We start from the raw sequence: 21,477 nt of genomic DNA, 5'->3' as shown, positions 1-21,477 counted from the left end.
TTCTTCGTTCTTTTTTGACGTTCAGGGAGCCATGTGCCGGGTCATGCAAAGGCTCATAACGAATAAAAGTCTTTTTGCTTCTTTTTCTTCAGAAAAAGAAGGCATCGGCCGGCCGGTCCGGAGAGGATGGCAAGGCGCGGCATTGGCGGCACTGCTGGGGGCGTGCGTGCCTGCAGCGTCGCAGGCCGCGTCGCCCCAGGCCGGACCGGACAGCGCCTCCGCCCTGGTGGCGGCGATGCGGGCCGGGCGGCTGGCGCCCGACAGCCTGGTGCGGCGCTATCGCGCGCGCATCGCGCGGACTGACGCGGGGCCGGACGGGCTGCATGCCATCCTGGCGCTGAATCCCGACGCGGTGGCGCAGGCCGCCGCCCTGGCGCGGATGCGGCGGGTGCGCGGCCCGCTATATGGCCTGCCGATCATGGTGAAGGACAATATCGAAACGCGCGACCCACTGCCGACCACGGCGGGGTCGCTGGCGCTGCTGGGCAATGTCACGCATCGCGACGCACCGGTCATCGCGCGGCTGCGCGCGGCGGGGGCGATCGTGCTGGGCAAGGGCAACCTGTCGGAATGGGCCAATTTCCGCTCGGCCCACGCCAGCAGCGGATGGAGCGCCGTGGGCGGCCTGACGCGCAATCCGTACGATCGCGCGCGGACGGCCTGCGGCTCCAGCGCCGGCAGCGCCGTTGCCGTGGCGGCCGGGCTGGCCGCGGCGGCCATCGGGACCGAGACCAACGGGTCGGTCACCTGCCCGGCGGCGGTCAACGGCATCGTCGGGCTGAAGCCGACGGTGGGGCTGGTGTCACGTACCTTCGTCGTGCCGATTTCGGCCAGCCAGGATACGCCCGGCCCGATGACGCGCACCGTGCGCGATGCGGCACTGCTGCTGGGCGTCATGGCCGGGTCGGACCCCGCCGACCCCGCGACGGCGCAGGCCGACCGCCATCGCGCCGATTATCTGGCGGGCCTGACGCCCGACGCCCTGCGCGGGCGGCGGATCGGGGTGCTGCGCTTCGCCCAGGGCAAAAACCCCGAGCTGCGCGCGGTGTTCGACGCCGCCCTGGCGCGGCTGCGCGCGCAGGGCGCGACCCTGGTCGAAATCGGCGAATTTGATCGGAAATCTCTGGGTGATGCCGAACTGACGGTTCTGCTGTCCGAATTCCGCACCGGGGTGAATGTCTATCTGGCGCAGACCCCGCCGGCGGTGAAAACCCGCGACCTGACAGCCCTGATCGCGTTCGACGTCGCACATGCCGATCGTGAAATGCCGTCGTTTGAACAGGATATATTTGAAGAGTCCGACAAGGCGCCGGCCCTGTCCGACCCGGCCTACCTGACGGCGCGGGCCACCGCGCGGCGGCTTGCCGGGGCAGAGGGCATCGACGCCATGCTGGCGCACGACCGGCTGGACGCCCTGGTGGCGCCCACGACCGGCCCGGCCTGGCTGACCGACCTGGTCCTGGGCGACCGGCCGGGTGACGGGACGGGCGCGGGGACGCTGGCGGCGGTGGCCGGCTACCCGCATCTCAGCGTGCCGATGGGCCGGGTGCGGGGCCTGCCGGTCGGATTGTCCTTTATCGGCACGGCCTGGTCGGAACCGGCCCTGCTGGCGATGGGTTATGCCTACGAGCAGGCCATGGCTGGGGGCCAGGGTCTTACGCCGCAGCAATTTCCGCCCGATGGGCGGTCACCAGGTCGGCCAGCGAATCGAAGCGGAAATTGACGTTGGGCATCGCCCCCGGCTCCATCGTCGCGCCGAGGCCCGGCCGGGCGTGCCGGCGCGCGATCCAGCAGGACGCCAGGCCGAAGGCGTTGGCGGGCACATGGTCGTGGAACAGGCTTTCCGCCGTATGCAGCACGTCCCGCGCCGACAGGCCCAGATCGTGCAGATGTTCCAGCATGTATTCGAAATTTCGATGCGATGGCTTGTAAGATCCAATGTCCTCGGCCGTGTACACGGCATCGAAGGCGACGTGCAGCCGCGCGTTGGTGGCGGCGAAGGACGGCATGTCGACATTCGACAGCACGACCAGGCGGAAATGCCGTTTCAGATAGGCCAGGGCGGCGACCGTATCGGGGAAGGCGGGCCAGGACGGGATGGATCGCCCGTAGGCCTCGGCGTCCGCCAGGCTGACCGGCAGGCCCCATTCCTCGGCCAGGCGACGATAGACGGTGGCCAGGATCGCCGGGTAGGGGCGGCCGGGTGTCCATTGCTGCTGCCGGGATTCGTGGCGGGCATGCACCTGCAGGATCGCGTGGTGGTTGACCGGGCCGGACAACTGGTCGATCAGCGGCGCCAGCCCCTGCAGAATGCCGGTCTCCCAATCAATCAGGGTGCCATAGCAATCGAAGGTCAGGAGCTTGAAGTCGCTCAGCTTCATCGTGGGTGTTCCCGGGATATGTCCGCCCGGCGCCGGGCGGTCGCGGCCCCGGAGATTCGTTGTGATACCGATCCGCCACCAGTATGCCGACAGCGCCGCCGGGCGGCAATCGTATCCTGGCAATCATATCCGGCAGGCCGGCCCCACACCCGAAGTGCATGCAAAACATTACGATTGAAGAATGCTTGGGAAAGGATTTCAAAAAATCCGCCCGATTGATCGGTTTTGTTGTTCAAACGTCGGCCATCCGCTCTCCATGATCGGGGTCCAGGGCTTCAGGCCCTGGTGGGTTCGGGCAACGCCCGACCTTCCGGGCGACCGTCGTCACCGGCGCATGGTGGACCGGAAAATTCACCGAGCGCGCGATGAAGCAGGTGTCGTGCGCCACGCGATGCAGGGCCTCGGCCGCCACGACGTCCGACCCGGCGGCCAGGGTCACGCGCGGGCGCAGGGTCACCTCGGTGAACTGTCCGGCGCCGTCGTCCTGTTCGGCCATCGTGCCTTCGGCCGCGTCCTCATACGCCGTGACGACGATGCCGGCCTGCGCGCACAGGCCCAGGTACCAGAGCTGATGGCAGGCGGCCAGCGCGGCCAGCAGCAGTTCCTCGGGGTTCCAGCAGGCGGGGTCGCCCCGGAAGGCCGGATCGGACGATCCCTCGATCGGCGGTTTGCCGGGGCTGGTGATGCGGTGGGACCGGTCATAGGCCCGGTGGGACGCCGTGCCGTCACCCCGGTGGCCCGTCCAGGTCACGGTCAGGGCATAGCGGTGGGTCTTGTCCATCGGGCGGTTCCTTCTTCCCCGTCGCCGTCTCTCAGGATTCGGATGGCAGGTCCGCCACGTCGATGCACCACGCCGCCTTCGACGCGGTGAAGATCTGGCGGGCGGGCTTCATGTCCGGCGTGCTGTCCAGCGTGCCGGCCGGGACGATCATGAACTGGCCGTTGCGGGTGACGTGCGGCACGGGCGTGCCGCACACGCGGCAGGTCGAGGCCGCGAAGCTGCGCGCCGTCGGCAGGTCCCAGCGCAGGATGTGGGCCTCGCCCGCCGTCCAGGACACATCTTCCGGCCGGGCAATCAGGTTGGCGGCGAAGGACGACCCCGTGACCTTGCGGCAGCGCCCGCAATGGCACAGCACGAAATCCAGCGGCTGGCCGTCGATCCGATAGGTTACGCTGCCGCACAGGCAGCTTCCGTGCAAGGTGCTCATGTCATCCTTTCCTGGCTGAGGGGGCGCCGCGCGGACGGGGTCAGCTCACCCCGGCGCGGGCCAGTTCGTACAGGGCGACGGCGGCGGCGTTGGAGACGTTGAGGCTCTCCATGTCGCCCGGCATGGCCAGCCCCGAGATTTCGTCGCAATGTTCGCGTGTCAGCCGGCGCAGACCGTCGCCCTCGGCCCCCAGGACCAGCGCCACGCGCCGCTTGCCGAACGACGTGCCGTCCAGCACCCCGCCGCCGGCATCCAGCCCGACGACCCAGAACCCCCGGTCCTTCAGCGCATCCAGCGTCCGCGCCAGGTTCACCACCCGCAGCAGCGGCACGATTTCCAGCGCGCCGGATGCGGCCTTGGCCAGCGCCCCGGTCTCGTCGGGTGCGTTGCGTTCCATCACCACCACGGCGGCGGCGCGGAAGGCGGCGGCCGAGCGCAGGATGGCGCCCACGTTGCGCGGGTCGGTCACCTGGTCCAGCAGCAGGACCGGCCCCGGCCGGTCGATGACATCATCCACCGCCAGGGACGGCAGCGCGTCGGTCAGCACGGCGATGCCCTGGTGCACGGCATCGCGCCCGCACAGGGCGTCCAGCCGGCTGCGGTCGGTGCGGTGCGGCTGCATCGGCAGGGGTGCGCCCAGACGCTCGCGCAGGGCGGCCTCGCCCTCCTCGGTGGTCAGGATCTGCCGGATGCGCCGCTCGGGGTTGGCCAGCGCCGCCAGTGCCGGGTGCAGCCCGTACAGCCAGTAGGTCCCGCGCGGCGGCGTGCCACGGGGCGACGCGGCACCGCGCTGCCGCGACGGGCGGGCGGTGTCGGAAGGGGCCTGCGGGTCCGTCCGTCCGGACGGGCGCTGGGCGGTTCGGGCGTCGGGACGACGCGGCGGGCGATTACGCATGGCCCGATATAGGCCGAACTGCGCCGCCCGTCACGCCGTCGCGCGCAACGGCGGCGAAGGGGCATTGACACGCCGTCCGGATGGAACTAACCACCCTGTCACACGGAGGGATGCCCGAGTGGCTAAAGGGGGCGGACTGTAAATCCGCTGGCGTACGCCTACGTTGGTTCGAATCCAACTCCCTCCACCAGCACACTAAAACCCCATAAAAATCAACCACTTATCTTGTGCAAGCGTTACATCTATGTAGCTTTGCGTTACAGGTTGAGTGTTCACCCGTCCCGTTTAGGTAGGTCTGACCACGGGAACGGGCGCGGGTGTCATGCACAGTCTGATGATTCGGGGACGGACCTACTGTGTCCGTTTCATCATTCCGAAAGATCGCTGGGAAGACGCTGGCCATGTGCTCCAATCCCCGACAGGTCGCTGTAGAGACATTGTTAAGACCCTCGGCACCCGCGACCACAGAGAGGCTGTCAAACGCCGCTCCAAGGCCTGGACCTGATCCGTGAGATCTTAACCGCCGCCTTGTAGAAGCCGGTCTACGGCCCTTAGACGGCTGGAACCCTGCGTGGGCATCGAAGGAGCGATCCTGGGCGGACGATCAGATCCTAGAAGCCCGCCGGACCGTAACAGCCGCCAGAGACACCCCACGATACAATGATGACGGTGAGGCACTGCCATCTGAACGCGATACGGTCATGGACCTGGTGCGCGACCGTCTGGACGAACAGGTGGATCGGATAGGCGGAAAGGCCGGGGTCGAGTTCTATCGCCGGGCTGTTGATGTCGTCACAGGACAGGCAACGCCGCTAGGGCCTCTGATTGATCGTTGGATCAGGGACATCGACGGCACCGTTAAGAAACAGATGATCGGCCAGCACCGAATATGCCTTCCGGCTGCTGGGGGAATAACCGGTCCACCGGATATGATGGCAAGGCTGGGTGTCTGGTCCCCTCCGACGCGTTTACCGCCCTGGCGGCTTCCCACGGCTGCACGGGGGAGACGGTATCCGAGGACTGGCCTCTGTGCGGGTTCCCGCGTCCCCAGCCTTTGGCCGAAACGAACCTGGTGCAGTTCCATCAATTCCCGCCTCTCCTGCATGGTCGGGTTTTGACCGGACGCAAAGAGCGCCTGCCTGAACAGCCCAATGCGACCAATTGGCAGGAGTTCATGGGGCGGCTAGTCAAGGCGGTCGAGGGCGCGACCTTCGCGGGCTGCATTCATCCGGTCCTGACGATGCAATTCGGTCCGAGCGTATTCCTGGGCGGTCGCATCTATTCCCGAGGTGTGGACAGCTTCCAGAACATGAAGGCAGCCGAGCGTAGCCGGATCACGATCAATGGAGAACCTGCGGTCGAGATAGATATGAAGGCGTCGAGTCTGTCCATATTCTTGGCGCTGGTGCAGTCCCCCGAACCGGAGGGCGGAGACCCATACCAATGCGGACCGCTGGCCGGGCTCGACCGAGAGGCCGTCAAGCCCTGGTTCGTGTCCTCGCTTCAAGGCGGCAGTCTGCGCCTGAAATGGTCGCCAGACACGCCCGAGAGTGCCCGACAAGCACCCCTGCAAGGCGATCAGGGAAGCCGCTTTAGGCTGCTATCCGGCCCTGATGGGCCTGCACAGCATCTTGCCAGAGAATGTCCGCCAGGCGCTTCCTGATGCCGCCTACGTGCCTTGGGCGACAGGTCAGTATCTTGCTGGGGTAGAAGCCAGCATTGTCCGTTACGCTATCGAAGCCGTGATGCACCAGGGAGGAATTGCCCTGCAGCTTTCATGATGCCTTGCTGGTCCCCGCATCGTGGGCTGACAGGGCGAGGGCGGCCCATGGACAAGGCGTGTATGGGCAGGCTGGGACGGGCGATCAGGATAGATGTGAAGGGACCTGGGAAGTGTGCGTAGCACGCACGTCCGGGCGCTTTCTTACCAGCATCGCGCCTTGAGGATGATGGTTGCTGACCACGATAGGGCCGCCACCAGCCCCGAGACGACCATTACCCACTGCAAGAAAGCATCATGCCGAGATCTGAGGGAGGTGTCCCGCCGAGATGTGTATGCCTCGGCGATTAGCTTGCGCTGTTCGGCAACGAACTTTTCCGTCTCAGCATTCATCCTCCTGATGGTGGCGATGAACTGCTCGTGTTCCATGTCAACGGCGGTCATGGTCGTGTCGCTCATACTCTGTGCCTCTCCCTATCTAGCATGTTGGTCCGTCACGGGCATCCGAATTGATGTGTGACGCCAGTCAGACCCTATCCGTCAACCATAGTTGACAGTATGTCTCTTTGTAACCTATAGTTGTCATGGACCGCTACGAGACGGATGGATGTTTGAGGTAAGATCGACCGAGGTTTTTGATAATTGGCTGGACAGCCTCAAGGACATCAAAGCATCCGAAGCCATCGCCAAGCGGTTGGTCAGGTTCTCGGTCGGGCTTCTCGGGGACGTGGAGCCGGTAGGAGATGGGGTTTCAGAGGCCCGCATACACTATGGCCCCGGCTATCGGATTTATTTCGTGAAGCGCGGGAGGACGATCATTGTTCTGATCTGTGGGGGAACCAAGCGGACCCAACCGTCTGACATCAAGAAGGCAAAGGTGCTCGCCGCGTCGTTGGAATGATACGGAATATCGACCCAACTTATTGATTCTAAACCATGATTGGTTGATACCATGACCCATACCCGGCCCTTCGATCCTGCCAAATACCTCACGCGCCCAGAGGCGCAGGAAGAACTTCTGAACGAAGCCCTTGAAAGCGGGGACGCGGCTTTCATTGCTCAAACCCTTGGGGTGATCGCCAGGGCCCGAGGAATCTCTCAGATTGCCAAAGACACCGGACTGACCCGTCAGGGGATTTACAAGGCCCTGGATGACAATGGCGATCCACGTCTGACGACGCTGCTGGGGGTCCTTAAGTCTCTTGGGTTCAGCCTGAAGGCGACTACCGCCTGAAGCGATTGACTGGGGTCCGTCCTCGGGGGCAGCATGTGGCCTGTTGAGGGTTGACGACCGGCACTACCGTTTGACAAAACCTCTACCGGTAGTGGTTTTCTGGCTCTTGGTAGCGGATTACTGCGGTTTTTTGGAAAATGTGGGGATGGTCCAACTCCCTCCACCAGATCTCCAAAATTCATCAGTAAAATCAGTATCTTGCGATCTTCCCGGATCGGTATCCGCGTTGCGGCGTGTTGGACAGTCGCATCGCGACCTTCCCCCGGCACCGATAGCCTTGCGGCGGTCGCGTCCCGTCCTCATCTCCTCATCGTCCGCAAGGGACGACCCACGGGGGACGCAGGGAGCCGGGATCATGGACGGCCGGGATTTCGACGCGAGTCCGAAAGGCGGCGGGCGCCTGCCGCGCCGTAACGGGGATCGCGGTCCGGCCGGTGCCGCCTGACCATGGCCTGGCTTCTCGATCCGGACGTCTGGGCCAGCTTTGCGACGCTGGCGGCGCTGGAAATCGTGCTGGGCGTGGACAATCTGGTCTTCATCGCCCTGCAGGCCGGGCGCCTGCCCGAGGCCAGGCAGGCCAGCGCCCGCCGGCTGGGGCTGGTGCTGGCGCTGGGCACGCGGCTGCTGCTGCTGTGGTCCATCGTCTGGATGGTGCATCTGACAGCGCCCGTCCTGTCGGTGCTCGGGCATGGGTTCTCGTGGCGCGATTTCATCCTGATCGCCGGCGGCGGCTTCCTGCTGTTCAAGGGCACGCGCGAGATTCACCTGCGCGTGGAAGGCGAGGGCGATCACGCGGCGACCCTGCGCGGCCATCCCGGTTTCGCATCGACCGTCATGCAGATTTCCCTGTTCGACCTGGTGTTTTCGATCGACAGCGTGATTACGGCGGTGGGCATCGCCGAGGACATCCGCATCATGGTGGCGGCGATCGTCGTGGCCATCGCCGTGATGCTGCTGGCGTCGGGGCCGCTGACCGCTTTCATCGACCGGAACGCATCGGTGAAGATGCTGGCCCTGTCCTTCCTGCTGCTGATCGGCATGGTCCTGGTCGCGGACGGGTTCGGCTTCCACATGCCGCGCGGCTACATCTACACGGCGATGGGGTTTTCGATTATGGTCGAGAGCCTCAACCTGCTCGCCACCCGCCGCCGCCGGGCGAATCCGGACCGCCGGCGGGGGGACCAGCCGTAACCGGCGCGCCGGGATCAGCGCGCCGGGATCAGCGGGTGGGCGCGACAAGGGCGAACATGCAGTCCTGCGGATCGAGGCATGGCACGATCCAGCTTCCGCCCGGCACTTGATGGGGGCCGTTGACCACCCGGCCGCCGGCCTCGCGCACGCGGCCGATGGCCGCGTCGATCCGGTCCACATTGACGTAATACAGCCAGAACGGCGCGGGCATGGTCGCCGCCCGCGTCATCATGCCGCCGATCGGCACGCCGCCGATCGTGAAGATCTGATAGATGCCCATGTCACCCATATCGACCGCCTCGCCCACGCCCCAGCCGAACAGGTCGGCATAGAAGGCGAAGGCGGATTTCCGGTCCTGGGCCAGAAGTTCGTGCCAGCCCACCCCGCCGGGCGTGTCGGGCGCCGCAGGCGCCATGGTCCCGTCGCCGCCGCCCCGGAACACGGCGAAGACGGCCCCCTGGGGGTCGTCGACGATCGCGAAGCGCCCCACGCCGGGGATGTTGCTGGCGGGGCGCACGATCGCGCCGCCGGCATCGGCGATGCGCGCCACCATGGCATCGACGTCCTCGACGGCGACATAGCCGATCCAGCCCGGCTGCGCGCCGGCCTTGCACTCGGCCTGGGACAGCGCCATCAGGCCGCCGATGGGCCGTTCGCCGGCGCTGAGGATCGTGTACTCCCGGTCGGGCAGCCCGGCATCCTTCATGTTCCAGCCGATCACGGCGCGGTAGAAGGCAGATGCCGCCGGGGCATCGAGGGTCGCGAGTTCGTACCAGACGAACTGGCCATGGAATGCGGACATGACGCTTCTTCCAGTCCTGCTTGGGGGTCCCCGGCAGATCGTGGGATCGCCGCCCCCGCGCATCAAGGACCCACGACACGCCGAACACCCCGGAAACCGGCCCCGATGACGCACATTCCGTTCACCAGGGCGCGAACGTCACATCATTGCCGCGTTTCCGGGCCGTCTAGCCGTTGACGGGGATCGTCACGATCGTGCTGGGGCCCTTGCTGGTCTTCGACAGTTCCAGGAGAATCTGCAGCATCGTAAAGGCCAGCTTGCTGTCGTAATCGTCGTCGGCGATCCAGTAATATTTGTGGTTATAGGTGGTCCAGGAAAAGACGGACAGCGGGCGCTCCCTGGTGACATGGATCACGACGATGGGTTTCGTCTCCCGGCCGATCAGCCTGATCCTGGGGCGTGTGCGGCCCGAGGTGATGTCCTCCTGCGGCACGTCGATCTGATAGGCGATCTGCCCCAGCACGCCGAGTATCGTGCGGGTCAGCAGCCGGATCTGGCCCGCGCGCGGCCGGCCACCGCCATAGACGACCTCCACCCGCTCGTCGTTCTGGGCCATGCCCAGGATCTGGCGCACTTCATGGACCACCTGCGCCATGGCCGGGTCGTCCGTCGAGGCGATCGACAGAAAGACGCGATCGGCCGTGGGGTCCTTGCCGGTCGCGTCCGGGCCGCGCTCCAGCTGAATGCCCAGCAGGCCGGCCACCTGCAGCAGCCGCAGGTCGTGGATCAGGTCGAAAAAGACCGGCGATCCCCGCCCGACATCGCCGCCGAGCGCCGCTGCGTTGTTAATCAGGTTGATGGACTGCACGGCAAGCCGGAACAGCACGTCGATCGGCAGGCCGCCCATGGCCAGGGGCAGCAGGTTGCCCGGCGGCAGGGGGCGCAGGAAGCTCTGCGCGTAGGCGTCGCCGGTGACCGGCTGGAAGGTGAAGGTGGGGCTTTCCTGCAGCTGGACGCTCGCGCCGCCATAGGGCCGGCTGGCCAGGGAATAGGTCCCGATCCCGGCGGAGATGTTGCGCTGAAGCTGATAGCCCGAGATCAATTGCGTGGTGTCGAGAAAGCCTGGCGTGTCGGCATAGCGCAGGCGCACGACGTTCAGCAGCGTCTGCTGCTTGCCCGAACTGGTCAATGCACGGGAATAGTCGCTCTGGTCCCGATCGAGCCGCGTCGGCCCGATCTGGTCGCATCCTCCCAGACCAAATAACAACGGCAACAGGCAAAAATGAGGAAGGTACTTAAGCATGATCGCGTGAGGCATAAAGCCACGGCAGATGAACACCAAGCCTCTTTTAACTTATTTTTTTTGTAATTATAACGTAACAAGTTGCAGGAGACACGCATCTGGCCATGCCGCCAGATCTGACGCCCTCTGCCGCGCGTCAGATCTGCACGAAGGCTACCGACCGTCAGGAGCGTCACGGGATTCCGAAGGATTCTAGCTGGCGATATGGGCATGCAGTTGTTTCGCCAATTCGGAAAGCGCCGATCGGTAGTCGTTGAAAAGAGTGGCCACCCCGAAACAGAAATAGAACGCGAGGGAATAGAACAACGCGCTGTTGGTTTCTTCCTTTGCCATCAGTTGCCGCATCACGCTCGACGTCCGAAACTGCTGCGTTGCCATGACGACGGCAATGCCGAGCGAAGCGCCTGCAATTACGTCTGAGGGGAAATGAACGCCCAGGTAAATCCGTGAAGCACTCAAGAGCGTCACCAGGGCGAATGCCAGTCGGCCGATCCGGATGTCGGCGTAATATATCGTGCATGCCAGGCCGAACACGACGGCGGCGTGGTCGCTGGGAAATGACGACCAGTGGTTGAGGGCGCCTGAATCGAGGCCGGACGGCGACTTGAAATGAAGATCGGCATCATACAAAGGCCGAAGATGCGTCGGTAGCGACAGTTGCAGGATACGACTCACGACTCCGGCGAAAAACGACATCACGGTCCCTACCAGGATTCCCGCGCGGCGATCGGACCGGTTCGTGCCAAACCAGGCATAGACGACAAGGGATAGAAGAATGACGCTGGAAAACATGTCCTTGGTCAGGCCGAAGACGGCGTGATCCAATAAAGCGGATCGACCGGAGATCAAGGACATGAGATGCATGATGGCGTAGTCCGGACCGTGAGTCCTGGACAAGGAGAGGGTAGCCATAAGTAGAAATATAAATATAGGGAAAATAATTATTTTCCCGCGCCCATCGATGTATGAGTATTCTGGTTTCTTTGCGGAAAATGTACTCATTTCTCTTCTTTCGTTTTTTGAAGAATAGAATAAGTATTCAATGTAAAGTAATGGTATGCTTTTCGTGCGGGCGTATCCGATCGACGGCCTATCTCCCCGACCCTGTCGATGGGCATTTTTTAGTACGTAGCATATTATTACTTAATATGTAAAGAAAACGTCTACCTGCTAGGGTACGTCGCCGTTGCCTCCCTCGTTCGGAAAATGAGGGTGCTGTGAAAAAGGCCCTTTCGTCCTCATCCTGCTTCTGGTCGGTTCGTTCCTGGGCTTTGGACTGGGTGTGCTGGCGGGTGATCCGGTTCCGACCGATGTGGCGGAGCCGGAGAATGGCTTCGATCCGGTGAGATTGGCCGCGTTGATGGAACTCTGCGTGCAGAAGCCCTGCCCACAAAAAAAACGCCCGCGCGGATGCGTGGGCGTTGAAGGCAGCTTGTTGCGAAGATGTGCCGGCGACGGTCCGAAAGGACCGTCCCGCGGCGTCTACAGCGCGCCGATCGGCTGGCTGGTCCGGGGGCGGGGCATCAGGCCCAGGGGCAGGACGGCGTGGCCGAACTGGAATTCCAGGATTTCGGCCATCGCGATATAGATGGCCGAAAAACCGCAGAATATGCCTTCATATCCCGCAACCACCGTCAGGGCCGGGTTGCCGGAACGCTCGGCCGCCGCCAGCAGCATGAACAGGATGACCAGCGAGCCGAACACCACCTGCAACGCGCGGGACGCCGACAGCGTGCCGATGAACAGGATCAGCGTGAAGATCCCCCACATGAACAGGTACGCCGCCATCAGCGCCGGGGTCGAGGCCGGCATCAGCCCCACCTGCGGCAGGCACACCAGCACGACCAGCGAAAGCCAGAACGCGCCGTACGAGGTAAAGGCCGTCAGGCCGAACGTATTGCCCTTGGGGTACTCCAGCAGGCCGGCCATGATCTGCGCCAGCCCGCCGAACACCAGCCCCATGGCCAGGATGGCCGATCCCATGGGAATCCATCCGGCATTATGCAGGTTCAGCAGGACCGTGGTGACGCCGAAACCCATCAGGCCCAGCGGCCCGGGGTTGGCGTATTGGGAGGGGGTTGCTCGTGTCATTTCCACCATGCCATGTTTTATTTGTGTCATATTATTTCCATGGTGCGTAAGAAGACCGACGGTAAAATCGGGCTTATGGGCTGTTTTTCAGGAATGGACCGCCTGACCTGTTCCGGAACGATGTGATGAAGGGGCTCATGGGCGCGGCGGACCGATCGGGGTTGGGGCCGCGACCGCATGTCCGGTACAGCCGTGGGGCGGACGCCCCCGGCGTGCGGGTCCGGCCATGCGGCCTCGGCGATGGGTCCTTAACGAAAAATGACCCGGCGGTTTCCTGCGCTGGCGTGCTCGTGATCGGTGTCGCGCAACAGCGCCCGCCGTGGGCTCAGCCCTGTTTTTCGAAGGCGCCGGCGATGGTCAGGGTGACTTCGTCGCCGATCATCGGAACATAGGTCTTCACCCCGAAATCGGCGCGCCTGATGGTGGCGGTGCCCTGGAACCCGACCGTATAGGCCTTGTCCATCGGGTTGACCCCCGCGCCGACATAATGTGCGTGCAGCACCACCGGCTTCGTGACCCCATGCAGCGTCAGGTTGCCCGTGATCGTGGCGCTGCCGATGCCGGCCGGCGTCACGCTCGTCGCGGTGAAGGTCGCGGTCGGGTATGTCCCGGCGTCGAGCCAGTCCTTGCCCTTCAGTTCGCCCGTCAGCTTGTCGCTGGGGGTCGTGACGTTGCCCACCGGCACGGTGATGTCCAGCTTCGCGGCCGCCGGGTGTGCCGGATCGACCTGCAGCGTCCCCGTGACGCCGGAGAATATGCCGGAATAGAGGGTGAAGCCGAAATGCAGCACCGAGAAAATGATCTGCGTATGCGTGGTCTCGACCTTGTAGCTGCCGGCCTGCACGTCGTGCGGCGCGGTGGCGGCGCGTGCTCCCGACAGCAGTGCGACCAGGCCCAGCGTGGCGACGGCGCCGCCTAGAAGAGTCTTTTTCATGCACATGGTCTTTCCTGTGGTGAAGGTGGACCGCATCAGCCGAAGCGGAAACCCGATAACGCCTTGCCCATGACAATGTCGCCGTAGTCGCGCCGTCCACGGTCGGCCCCGGCGGCGCCGGCGGCGAACATCAGCGGCAGCAGATGTTCCTCGCGCGGGTGGCAGACCCGGGCGCCCGGTGCGCTCGCCCACCCCAGCAGCGCCGCGTCCCGTGCGTCCGCCGGGGCTTCGACGGCATCGGCCAGCCACGCGTCGAACGTCCGCGAGGTGGCGTCGGACGCCGGGTTCCGCCCCATGAAATGGCGCAGGTTATGGTACGTCATCCCTGTTGCGACGATCAGTACGTTCTCGTCGCGCAGGGGGCGCAAGGCCGCCCCCACGCGCAGTTCGTCCGCGACGTCCATGTCGTCCTTCAGCGACAGTTCCACGATCGGGATGTCGGCGGCCGCGAAGGCCAGCATGAACGGGATGAACACGCCATGGTCGAAGCCCCGGTCGGGGTCCTCGGCATTGGCGATTCCCGCCGCGTCCAGCAGCGCGCGCACCCGCGCCGCCAGCGCGGGCGAACCCGGCGCCGGATAGCGTAGCTGATACGTGTGTGGCGGAAAGCCATGATAATCATAGATCAGCGGCGGCCGCGCGCCCGAGGTCACGGTCGGCACGGGGGTTTCCCAATGGCCCGACATGACCAAAATCGCATCGGGCCGCCGGGGTAGCGTCGCCGCGATGCCGCGCAGATAGGCCGCCATGCGGTCCCAGGTGTCCGGCCAGTCCATGAAGAAGCACGGGCCGCCGCCATGGGGCACGAACAGCACCGGCTGCCGGGCCGGGCCGTTGTCTGCATTGACGGGTCGCATGTCCATGACGCCTGCCTCCTTGCTGTTGTCGTGATGCGAATTTGCCCGCGCACCCGCACTACGATAATCCCCCCTTTTGGAAAATCAGCTAACACTGTGGGTATGAAATTCCGTGCTCGACCGCATTACCAGCATGCAGGTGTTCGTCCGGGTGGTGGCGCAGGGCAGCTTCGCGGGGGCGGCGCGTACGCTGTCCCTGTCGCAGACCATGGTCACCAAACATGTCGCGGCGCTGGAGGCCCGGCTGGGCGTGGCGCTGTTTCATCGCAGCACGCGGCGCCTCTCGCTGACCGATGCCGGCCGGCTGTTTCTCGACGGATGCCACAGGCTGTTGTCCGAACTGGAAGATATGGAACAGGGGGTCGCGGCCGAACGGGACGAGCCGCGCGGGCGGCTGCGCCTGAACGCGCCGGTGTCCTTCGCCATTCGTCATGTCGCGCCGATCCTGGGCGAATTCGGCCGGCGCTATCCGCTGGTTTCGGTGGAGCTGGGCGTGGATGACCGGGCGATCGACCTGGTCGAGGAAGGATGGGACCTGACCCTGCGTATTCGCAGGATGGCCTCCAGCAGCCTGCGTACCCGCAGGCTGGCCCCCATCCGCTTCGTCGTGTGCGCCGCCCCGTCCTACCTTGCCCGCCACGGCGCCCCCCAGACGATCGCGGACCTCGTCCATCATGCCTGCCTGGGCTACACGCTCAGCGATGCTGTCGGGCCCGCGCGGTGGCGCTTCGGGGCCAGGGGAGAGCGCGCCATCGCCGTGCACGGCCCCCTGTGCGCCAATAATGGCGACGTGCTGCGCGAAGCGGCGGTGGCGGGCCAGGGGATCATCTACCAGCCGGCTTTCATCGTGGCCGACGAACTGCGCGCGGGGCAGTTGTGCGCCCTGGCACTGGACGCGCCGCCGATGGACGGCCCCGAACTGCATGCGGTCTACGCGCCGGCGGCGACCGTCGCCCTCAAGGTGCGGGTCATGATCGACTATCTTGCCGAATGCTACGGCCCGCTGCCGCCGTGGGAGAAGGGGTTGATGTTATGACAGGGGCAGGGTGATCGGAAATGCCCTGATATGATAACGGAATATGACGTGCATTCCATGTGCGTCCCACGGGCGGGGGGCGGGAAACTATCCCGCCGGAGGGCCGTTCAGTCGCGGCGATTGAAAATCTGCTTTGTTATTCCGCAAGAAGTGCGGTATGTGGGTTGCCATCGCGCCGGGGCCGCGAAACAGCATGAATGCCGGATGGTATTCCGATCATTCGCGCCCACGCCGGGTTTGTATCCGGGGCAGGTTAATTTATAAAATCAAAAACATATACATATATATTCTATATTCAAAATGTAATTCACCCTGCATCCCGTGTATCGCGACGGCGTGCCTCAATTTTGCCACCAAGATTTAATTAAAATAAAATTGACACATGTAAATTTTCTGTGATCTTCTGCGCCTCGGCTCAGGAGGAAAATAGGAAAAATCCTTTATAAATCATGAGTTTATTAGAAGTCTGGCAATTGCGGCGCAAGACCGCAATGTGCCGACTCTTGCTTCAGGAGGGTTACATGGCGGATGTACGCCGGAAAGGGTCAATGCTGAAAATTGCATTGGCGGGATCTATTGCCATGTCTCTGGGCGCGCAGGGTGCGCCTGCCCAGGCAGAATCCATGCAAAAGCATGAGGCCGAGCGCAGCGCCCATCGTCCGGGCATGATGCCCCATGGCGCCCAGCTTTTCGCGGGGCGTTCGCTGTCGGGCGTGCCGGGTTTCCCGCTGCCCAGCATCCATACGCAGCAGGCGTATGACCCCGCTGCGGATTTCACGTCGCGCTGGACGCGCGCCGACGCCTTGCAGATCAAGGCCCATTCCAGCACCAGCGTCGCGGTCGGGCAGAATTCCATGCCGGCGCAGCTGACGATGCCGAACATTCCGGCCGATTTCCCGCAGACCAATCCGGATGTCTGGATATGGGATACCTGGACGCTGATCGACAAGCACGCCGACCAGTTCAGCTATAACGGGTGGGAGGTCATCTTCTCGCTCACGGCCGACCCGAATGCCGGCTATACCTTCGACGATCGTCACGTCCACGCCCGCATCGGCTTCTTCTACCGGCGCGCGGGCATTCCCGCCAGCCAGCGGCCGGTCAACGGCGGCTGGATCTATGGCGGCCATCTGTTCCCCGACGGGACCAGCGCGCAGGTTTTCGCCGGCACCACCTATACCGAGCAGGCGGAATGGTCGGGTTCGACCCGCCTGGTCAACGTGCGTGGCAATACCGTCTCGGTGTTCTATACCGACCTGGCGTTCAACCGTAACCCCGACGCGAGCAACATCACGCCGCCGGTGGCCGTCATCACCCAGACGCTGGGCCAGATCCATGCCGATTTCCGTCATGTCTGGTTTACGGGTTTCGGCACGCACACGCCGCTTCTGCGGCCTGACGGCGTGTATTACCAGACCGGACAGCAGAACGAATTCTACAGCTTCCGCGATCCGTTCACCTTCGAGGATCCGCAGCATCCCGGCGTGAACTACATGGTGTTCGAGGGCAATACCGCCGGCGATCGCGGCACGCCGAACTGCACCGAGGCCGACCTGGGCTATCGCCCCAACGACCCGCATGCCGAAACCCTGCAGGAAGTGCTCGATTCCGGCGCCTATTACCAGAAGGCCAATATCGGCCTGGCGGTTGCCGAGAACGGGTCGCTGTCGAAGTGGAAGTTCCTGCCGCCGCTGATTTCGGCCAACTGCGTCAATGACCAGACCGAGCGGCCGCAGGTGTATATCAAGGACGGAAAATACTACATCTTCACGATCAGCCATCGCACGACATATGCGGCCGGCGTCGATGGTCCGGATGGCGTGTACGGCTTCGTCGGCAACGGCATCCGCAGCGACTTCCAGCCCATGAACTATGGCAGCGGGCTGGTGCTGGGCAACCCGACCGACCTCAACACCGCGGCCGGAACCGATTTCGATCCCAATCCGGACCAGAACCCGCGGGCGTTCCAGTCCTATTCGCATTACATCATGCCGGGTGGACTGGTGGAATCGTTCATCGACACGGTCGAGGGGCGTCGGGGTGGCGCACTGTCGCCGACGGTCAGGGTGAAAATCGCCAAGAGCGCGTCGGTCGTCGATCTGCGCTACGGCAATGGCGGACTGGGTGCCTATGGTGATATTCCCGCCAATCGCGCGGATATCAATATCGCCGGCTTCATCCAGGATCTGTTCGGCCAGGGCGGCCAGTCGGGCCTGCTGGCCCAGGCCAACGGCAACGGCGCCAGCCCCCAGACGGTGCAGCAGATCAATCAGTTCGTGAATCAGTGACATGGCTTGACCAGCCTGCCCGAAAGGCAGGCTGGTCATCCCGCGTCCGGCCACGGATTTTTCTTCGGTGATGTGGAACATATTCCAGACATGCCTCCGCTCGCCGCGTCGGTCTTCCGGCGTCGCGCGTCGTCGATCCGGCCTGCTTGCCTTTGCCCTGCTGATGGCGGCGTCGCCCGCGCTGCGGGCACAGGATGCGGCGACGCCGCACTGGCGGCCGGCCCTGCATTTCTCGCCCGCCCGGCACTGGGCGAACGATCCCAACGGCCCGTTCCTGCTGAACGGGGTCTATCATCTGTTTTTCCAGTACAATCCCGACGGCATGGTCTGGGGACATACGTCCTGGGGACATGCGACCAGCACCGACCTGGTCCACTGGAACGAGGAGTCCGTCGCGATTCCGGCCCGCCCCGGCGAGGATATTTTCTCGGGCACGGTGGTTCTCGATCGCGACAACCGGTCGGGTCTGGGCAGCAAGGCGACCCCGCCGCTGCTCGCCTTCTATACCTCCGTCTATTACAATAACCCGGCGCATCCCGACGGCACGCAGGCGCAGTCGATTGCCTACAGCGTCGATGGCGGCCACACCTGGCGCGCCCATGCGGGCAACCCCATCCTGACATTGCAGCCGGATTCACGGCAATTCCGCGATCCGTCGGTTTTCTGGTACCCGGACGGCCGGTGCTGGGTGATGGCGACGGTGGTCGGCGATGCCCAGGTGGTGAAGCTCTATCGCTCCACCGATCTGCTGCACTGGTCGTTTCTCAGCGATTTTCAGCCGTCCGGCTATCGGAAGCCCGGCATGCTGTGGGAAATGCCGCTGCTGCTGCCCCTGCCGCTGGACGGAAATCCCCACGCCATGAAATGGGTGATGATCGTCAGCGTGAATCCATGGAGCATCGCCGGCGGCTCGGGCGTGCAATATTTCGTGGGGCGGTTCGACGGCACGACCTTCACGCCGGACGCCCTGCCGGCGCCGGGTTCGGACCCGTCCCGCTATCTCTGGCTGGACCATGGGGCGGACCAGTACGCGATGGCGCGTTTCGCCAATACCGGCGACGGCAATCCCCTGCTGATCGGATGGATGAGCAACTGGGATTATGCCTCCGACGTCCCGACATCGCCCTGGCGGGGGCAGATGACCCTGCCGGTGGAGGTCGCCCTGAAGACCGTCGAGGGGCGGCCGGCCCTGGTGCAGGCGCCGCCCCGCCTCTATGACGACATGGTCCGGAAAAGCGGTGTCCGGTCCTACCCCGATCGGATTCTGAAGGCCGGGGAGCGCCTGCCGCAACCCTTCGGCGGCGACGTGCTGGACATTCACCTGACCATCCGCCGGGGCGATGCCCGGCGCGCCGGCATCGTGGTGCGGGGCTCGGCGGACGGCACGATCGGGACCTCCATCGGGTACGATTTCGTCGATCAGATGCTGACCCTCGACCGTGGGCATTCCGGCAACGTCGGCTTTTCGCCCCGGTTCAGCCTGGCGCATATCGCCCATCTGGCGGCCCCCGACGGCACGCTGTCGCTGCATCTGGTCATCGACCGCAATTCTGTCGAATTGTTCGCCAATGACGGCGTGTTGCGTATGACCGATCTTGTCTTTCCCCCGGCCGGAAGCGATCGGGTGTCGCTGTTTGCGGAAGGGGGAAGCGCGACCTTCGGGGCGATGCGTGTGGCCGTGCCGGGGAAATGAGCCGGCGGGCAGGACAGGTCGGGCGTTGCCCGAACCTACCAGGGCCCGAGGCCCTGGACCCCGATCATGAATGGGGGCGCGGGCCGAACAGCCGTCGGGCCGAGGACAGGACCTGCATCTGGTAGGCTTCGTTCAGCGGGGCGGTATGGGAATGGTAATTGCCGATGGCCCGCATCGGGTCGCCACGGGTTTCGTTCAGGTAGGTACGCAGGATGGCCCCGGCGGCGCTGATATTATAGCAGGGATTTTCCAGGAGGTTGCGATAGACCATCAGCGGCGGAACGTGCGTATATCTTGCAATGGGAAAGATCCAGCGCGTATTCACCTGCATGATGCCCAGATCGTCCGTGCCGTTCGCATTATGGTGCACCAGTCCGTTTCCCCCGCCCTCCACGGCCTGGATCGACGGCAGGATGCGGGGCGGCAGGTGATAGATCGACGCGGCCAGCACCATGCAGCCAAGATATGCGATTCCCATGGCGGGCCCCGGCCTTTCCGTGATCGGCCCGCTGTGGGGGCGCGGTTTTTATAACATTGCACCAACCGGTGGACGCAATGACAGATGCACCCCGATCATGGATAATAACTGGTTTCCAAAGGCGACTGCCTTTGGCGGGTTTCAGGGCAGAGCCCTGATCCACTCTCACAGGGACTCAGCTTGAACATGCCCAAATCCACACAGTCTTCCAGATCCGGCGAGGAAGGTTTCACCCTGCTCGAACTGCTGGTCGTGATCGCCATCCTGGGCCTGCTGATCGGCCTGGTCGCCCCGGCGGCGCTGCGGCAACTGGGGGGCGCCAAAAATTCGGTGGCGCGGGAATCGATCCAGCGGATGGGCCAGATCCTCGATCTCTACCGGCTGGATGTGGGAAATTACCCCAGCACCGAGGACGGGCTGAAGGCGCTGGTCGCCCGCCCGGCGGACGCCGAGAACTGGAACGGCCCCTACGTGAAGGAGGGCGGCGAACCGCAGGACCCCTGGCATCATCCCTATCTCTACCGCAACCCGTCGGAACGCGCGGGCCATGAGTACGACCTGTGCTCGGCCGGGGCCAATGGCGGCAACGCCGACGCCGCCGCGACGCGGATCTGCAACCCCTGATGATGGGACCCCTGCTGCATTCGCCGTACCTGCCGCTGGTGCTCGCACCCTTCGTCGGGTCGTTCCTGGGCGTGCTGGCGTCGCGCCTGCCCAGGGGCGAGCCGGTGGTGTTCGCGCGGTCGGCCTGCGCGCACTGCGGGGCGGTGCTCGGCCCCCGCGACCTGGTGCCGATCGTCAGCTACCTGGCGCAAAAGGGGAAGTGCCGGACATGTGGCGGCGTCATTCATCTGTCGCATCTCGTCATGGAAGTGCTGGCGGTGATGGTGGCCGCGACCGTGCTGTGGGCGGTCGGCCTTCCGGGGAACGGCGGGGCGGCGTCGCCATTCCCGGTCTGGGGGGGATGCGTGTTCGGATGGGGGCTGCTGACGCTGGGGGCAATCGACCTGGCCTGCCTGCGCCTGCCCGACATATTGACGCTGCCGCTGGTCGCGGCGGGGCTGGCGATGGCGGCGCCGCAGGGTGTCGCATCGGTCCTGTGGCACGGCGGGGCGGCGGTGCTGGGGTACGGCGCCTTCCGGGCGATTTCCCTTCTGTATCGCCGGGTCCGGGGCCATGATGGGCTGGGCCTGGGGGATGCCAAGCTGCTGGCCGCCGGGGGCGCGTGGCTGGGCCTCCAGGCCCTGCCGCATGTCGTGCTGCTGGCGGCGCTGGTGACGCTGTGCGGGGCCGCGATCGCCGGGCGCGGCCGGCTGGACCGGGGGCAGGCGGTGCCGTTCGGGCCGGGGCTGGCGCTGGCGATGTGGGGGATATGGCTATGGCAGGCCCGGCCGGACGGGCTGGCCCTGTGACCGTGAAGGAGGGC

General features: G+C 64.6%; 22 protein-coding genes and 1 tRNA gene. 11 read left to right on the top strand and 12 right to left on the bottom strand.

Features of this window, described 5'->3' with window-relative positions; genetic code table 11:
* Positions 1–142 precede the first annotated feature (142 nt).
* A complete protein-coding gene (locus HLH21_RS09610) occupies positions 143–1,723 on the top strand; it encodes an amidase (RefSeq protein ID WP_182943533.1) in 1,581 nt (526 codons plus the stop codon).
* Here HLH21_RS09610 and HLH21_RS09605 read toward each other — a convergent pair.
* The 4 genes from HLH21_RS09605 to HLH21_RS09590 form a co-directional block, all read right to left on the bottom strand.
* Positions 1,656–2,381 carry a haloacid dehalogenase type II gene (locus HLH21_RS09605; RefSeq protein ID WP_182943532.1) on the bottom strand — a complete coding sequence of 242 codons (726 nt, stop codon included), beginning with the start codon at positions 2,379–2,381 and terminating at the stop codon, positions 1,656–1,658. The two genes, HLH21_RS09610 and HLH21_RS09605, sit on opposite strands and share 68 nt — an antisense overlap.
* A 232-nt stretch (positions 2,382–2,613) precedes the next feature.
* Positions 2,614–3,162 carry an OsmC family protein gene (locus HLH21_RS09600; RefSeq protein ID WP_182943531.1) on the bottom strand — a complete coding sequence of 183 codons (549 nt, stop codon included), beginning with the start codon at positions 3,160–3,162 and terminating at the stop codon, positions 2,614–2,616.
* A 31-nt stretch (positions 3,163–3,193) separates the two neighbouring features.
* Entirely contained in the window at positions 3,194–3,589 is a 396-nt protein-coding gene (locus HLH21_RS09595) for a GFA family protein (RefSeq protein WP_182943530.1), read from the bottom strand.
* Between the two features lie 40 nt (positions 3,590–3,629).
* Positions 3,630–4,484, bottom strand: coding sequence for a TrmH family RNA methyltransferase (locus HLH21_RS09590; RefSeq protein ID WP_182943529.1), 855 nt, complete (start codon positions 4,482–4,484; stop codon positions 3,630–3,632).
* Between the two features lie 104 nt (positions 4,485–4,588).
* On the opposite strand from HLH21_RS09590, the gene HLH21_RS09585 reads away from it, so the two are divergent.
* A tRNA-Tyr gene (locus HLH21_RS09585) sits at positions 4,589–4,674 on the top strand.
* 882 nt (positions 4,675–5,556) lie between these two features.
* Positions 5,557–6,147, top strand: a complete 591-nt coding sequence (locus HLH21_RS09580) for a hypothetical protein (RefSeq protein ID WP_182943528.1) — start codon at positions 5,557–5,559, stop codon at positions 6,145–6,147.
* Between the two features lie 261 nt (positions 6,148–6,408).
* Here HLH21_RS09580 and HLH21_RS09575 read toward each other — a convergent pair whose 3' ends face one another.
* Entirely contained in the window at positions 6,409–6,663 is a 255-nt protein-coding gene (locus HLH21_RS09575; RefSeq protein WP_182943527.1) for a hypothetical protein, read from the bottom strand.
* A 148-nt stretch (positions 6,664–6,811) separates the two neighbouring features.
* Between HLH21_RS09575 and HLH21_RS09570 the strand changes: the two genes are divergently transcribed.
* From HLH21_RS09570 to HLH21_RS09560, 3 genes are all read left to right on the top strand, one after another.
* Entirely contained in the window at positions 6,812–7,105 is a 294-nt protein-coding gene (locus tag HLH21_RS09570) for a type II toxin-antitoxin system RelE/ParE family toxin (protein WP_182943526.1), read from the top strand.
* Positions 7,106–7,156: 51 nt separating this feature from the next.
* Positions 7,157–7,438, top strand: a complete 282-nt coding sequence (locus HLH21_RS09565; RefSeq protein ID WP_182943525.1) for an addiction module antidote protein — start codon at positions 7,157–7,159, stop codon at positions 7,436–7,438.
* 447 nt (positions 7,439–7,885) lie between these two features.
* Positions 7,886–8,629, top strand: a complete 744-nt coding sequence (locus HLH21_RS09560) for a TerC family protein (RefSeq protein ID WP_182943524.1) — start codon at positions 7,886–7,888, stop codon at positions 8,627–8,629.
* A gap of 28 nt (positions 8,630–8,657) precedes the next feature.
* On the opposite strand, the gene HLH21_RS09555 is transcribed toward HLH21_RS09560, so the two are convergent.
* The 6 genes from HLH21_RS09555 to HLH21_RS09530 all read right to left on the bottom strand — a co-directional run bounded on the left by HLH21_RS09555 (position 8,658) and on the right by HLH21_RS09530 (position 14,562).
* Complete coding sequence (locus tag HLH21_RS09555) at positions 8,658–9,431, bottom strand: VOC family protein (RefSeq protein WP_182943523.1); 774 nt, start codon at positions 9,429–9,431, stop codon at positions 8,658–8,660.
* Positions 9,432–9,597: 166 nt separating this feature from the next.
* Positions 9,598–10,644, bottom strand: coding sequence for a hypothetical protein (locus tag HLH21_RS09550; protein WP_246379510.1), 1,047 nt, complete (start codon positions 10,642–10,644; stop codon positions 9,598–9,600).
* 222 nt (positions 10,645–10,866) lie between these two features.
* Positions 10,867–11,538 (bottom strand): phosphatase PAP2 family protein, encoded by a 672-nt coding sequence (locus tag HLH21_RS09545; RefSeq protein WP_182943521.1) that lies wholly within the window; start codon positions 11,536–11,538, stop codon positions 10,867–10,869.
* A gap of 618 nt (positions 11,539–12,156) precedes the next feature.
* On the bottom strand, positions 12,157–12,765 hold the full coding sequence (locus HLH21_RS09540) for an acetate uptake transporter (protein WP_246379508.1): 609 nt from the start codon (positions 12,763–12,765) through the stop codon (positions 12,157–12,159).
* A 325-nt stretch (positions 12,766–13,090) separates the two neighbouring features.
* On the bottom strand, positions 13,091–13,699 hold the full coding sequence (locus HLH21_RS09535) for a YceI family protein (RefSeq protein WP_182943520.1): 609 nt from the start codon (positions 13,697–13,699) through the stop codon (positions 13,091–13,093).
* A 35-nt stretch (positions 13,700–13,734) separates the two neighbouring features.
* Positions 13,735–14,562 carry a DODA-type extradiol aromatic ring-opening family dioxygenase gene (locus HLH21_RS09530; protein ID WP_246379506.1) on the bottom strand — a complete coding sequence of 276 codons (828 nt, stop codon included), beginning with the start codon at positions 14,560–14,562 and terminating at the stop codon, positions 13,735–13,737.
* Positions 14,563–14,668: 106 nt separating this feature from the next.
* Between HLH21_RS09530 and HLH21_RS09525 the strand changes: the two genes are divergently transcribed.
* The 3 genes from HLH21_RS09525 (at position 14,669) to HLH21_RS09515 (ending at position 19,573) form a co-directional block, all read left to right on the top strand.
* Complete coding sequence (locus tag HLH21_RS09525) at positions 14,669–15,592, top strand: LysR family transcriptional regulator (RefSeq protein WP_182943519.1); 924 nt, start codon at positions 14,669–14,671, stop codon at positions 15,590–15,592.
* A gap of 521 nt (positions 15,593–16,113) precedes the next feature.
* Positions 16,114–17,880, top strand: a complete 1,767-nt coding sequence (locus HLH21_RS09520) for a glycoside hydrolase family 68 protein (RefSeq protein WP_182943518.1) — start codon at positions 16,114–16,116, stop codon at positions 17,878–17,880.
* 70 nt (positions 17,881–17,950) lie between these two features.
* Positions 17,951–19,573 (top strand): glycoside hydrolase family 32 protein, encoded by a 1,623-nt coding sequence (locus tag HLH21_RS09515; RefSeq protein ID WP_246379537.1) that lies wholly within the window; start codon positions 17,951–17,953, stop codon positions 19,571–19,573.
* A gap of 64 nt (positions 19,574–19,637) precedes the next feature.
* Here the strand turns inward: HLH21_RS09515 and HLH21_RS09510 are convergent, their stop codons facing one another.
* Positions 19,638–20,051: a lytic transglycosylase domain-containing protein gene (locus HLH21_RS09510; RefSeq protein ID WP_182943517.1), complete on the bottom strand. Its 414-nt coding sequence runs from the start codon at positions 20,049–20,051 to the stop codon at positions 19,638–19,640.
* 186 nt (positions 20,052–20,237) lie between these two features.
* Here HLH21_RS09510 and gspG point away from each other — a divergent pair, with 186 nt between their 5' ends.
* Both gspG and HLH21_RS09500 read left to right on the top strand, forming a co-directional pair.
* Entirely contained in the window at positions 20,238–20,675 is a 438-nt protein-coding gene (gene gspG, locus HLH21_RS09505) for a type II secretion system major pseudopilin GspG (protein WP_182943516.1), read from the top strand.
* Positions 20,675–21,463 carry a prepilin peptidase gene (locus HLH21_RS09500; RefSeq protein ID WP_246379504.1) on the top strand — a complete coding sequence of 263 codons (789 nt, stop codon included), beginning with the start codon at positions 20,675–20,677 and terminating at the stop codon, positions 21,461–21,463. Before gspG ends, HLH21_RS09500 begins: the two co-directional genes overlap by 1 nt.
* The last annotated feature ends 14 nt before the right edge of the window (positions 21,464–21,477 follow it).

Source organism: Gluconacetobacter johannae, from assembly GCF_014174305.1.
GTDB classification, from domain to species: Bacteria; Pseudomonadota; Alphaproteobacteria; order Acetobacterales; family Acetobacteraceae; genus Gluconacetobacter; species Gluconacetobacter johannae.
Note: the sequence above shows the minus strand (reverse complement) of the source record. Positions and strands in the feature narration are given on the sequence as shown.

Excerpts from the sequence above, each read along its gene's own strand:
- HLH21_RS09595 (WP_182943530.1), bottom strand. The coding sequence starts at position 3,589 with ATGAGCACCTTGCACGGAAGCTGCCTGTGCGGCAGCGTAACCTATCGG.
- HLH21_RS09590 (WP_182943529.1), bottom strand. The coding sequence starts at position 4,484 with ATGCGTAATCGCCCGCCGCGTCGTCCCGACGCCCGAACCGCCCAGCGC.
- HLH21_RS09540 (WP_246379508.1), bottom strand. The coding sequence starts at position 12,765 with ATGACACGAGCAACCCCCTCCCAATACGCCAACCCCGGGCCGCTGGGC.
- gspG (WP_182943516.1), top strand. The coding sequence starts at position 20,238 with ATGCCCAAATCCACACAGTCTTCCAGATCCGGCGAGGAAGGTTTCACC.
- HLH21_RS09605 (WP_182943532.1), bottom strand. The coding sequence starts at position 2,381 with ATGAAGCTGAGCGACTTCAAGCTCCTGACCTTCGATTGCTATGGCACC.
- HLH21_RS09555 (WP_182943523.1), bottom strand. The coding sequence starts at position 9,431 with ATGTCCGCATTCCATGGCCAGTTCGTCTGGTACGAACTCGCGACCCTC.
- HLH21_RS09520 (WP_182943518.1), top strand. The coding sequence starts at position 16,114 with ATGGCGGATGTACGCCGGAAAGGGTCAATGCTGAAAATTGCATTGGCG.
- HLH21_RS09500 (WP_246379504.1), top strand. The coding sequence starts at position 20,675 with ATGATGGGACCCCTGCTGCATTCGCCGTACCTGCCGCTGGTGCTCGCA.
- HLH21_RS09530 (WP_246379506.1), bottom strand. The coding sequence starts at position 14,562 with ATGGACATGCGACCCGTCAATGCAGACAACGGCCCGGCCCGGCAGCCG.
- HLH21_RS09535 (WP_182943520.1), bottom strand. The coding sequence starts at position 13,699 with ATGAAAAAGACTCTTCTAGGCGGCGCCGTCGCCACGCTGGGCCTGGTC.
- HLH21_RS09565 (WP_182943525.1), top strand. The coding sequence starts at position 7,157 with ATGACCCATACCCGGCCCTTCGATCCTGCCAAATACCTCACGCGCCCA.
- HLH21_RS09600 (WP_182943531.1), bottom strand. The coding sequence starts at position 3,162 with ATGGACAAGACCCACCGCTATGCCCTGACCGTGACCTGGACGGGCCAC.
- HLH21_RS09545 (WP_182943521.1), bottom strand. The coding sequence starts at position 11,538 with ATGCATCTCATGTCCTTGATCTCCGGTCGATCCGCTTTATTGGATCAC.
- HLH21_RS09570 (WP_182943526.1), top strand. The coding sequence starts at position 6,812 with ATGTTTGAGGTAAGATCGACCGAGGTTTTTGATAATTGGCTGGACAGC.
- HLH21_RS09575 (WP_182943527.1), bottom strand. The coding sequence starts at position 6,663 with ATGAGCGACACGACCATGACCGCCGTTGACATGGAACACGAGCAGTTC.
- HLH21_RS09560 (WP_182943524.1), top strand. The coding sequence starts at position 7,886 with ATGGCCTGGCTTCTCGATCCGGACGTCTGGGCCAGCTTTGCGACGCTG.
- HLH21_RS09510 (WP_182943517.1), bottom strand. The coding sequence starts at position 20,051 with ATGGGAATCGCATATCTTGGCTGCATGGTGCTGGCCGCGTCGATCTAT.
- HLH21_RS09515 (WP_246379537.1), top strand. The coding sequence starts at position 17,951 with ATGTGGAACATATTCCAGACATGCCTCCGCTCGCCGCGTCGGTCTTCC.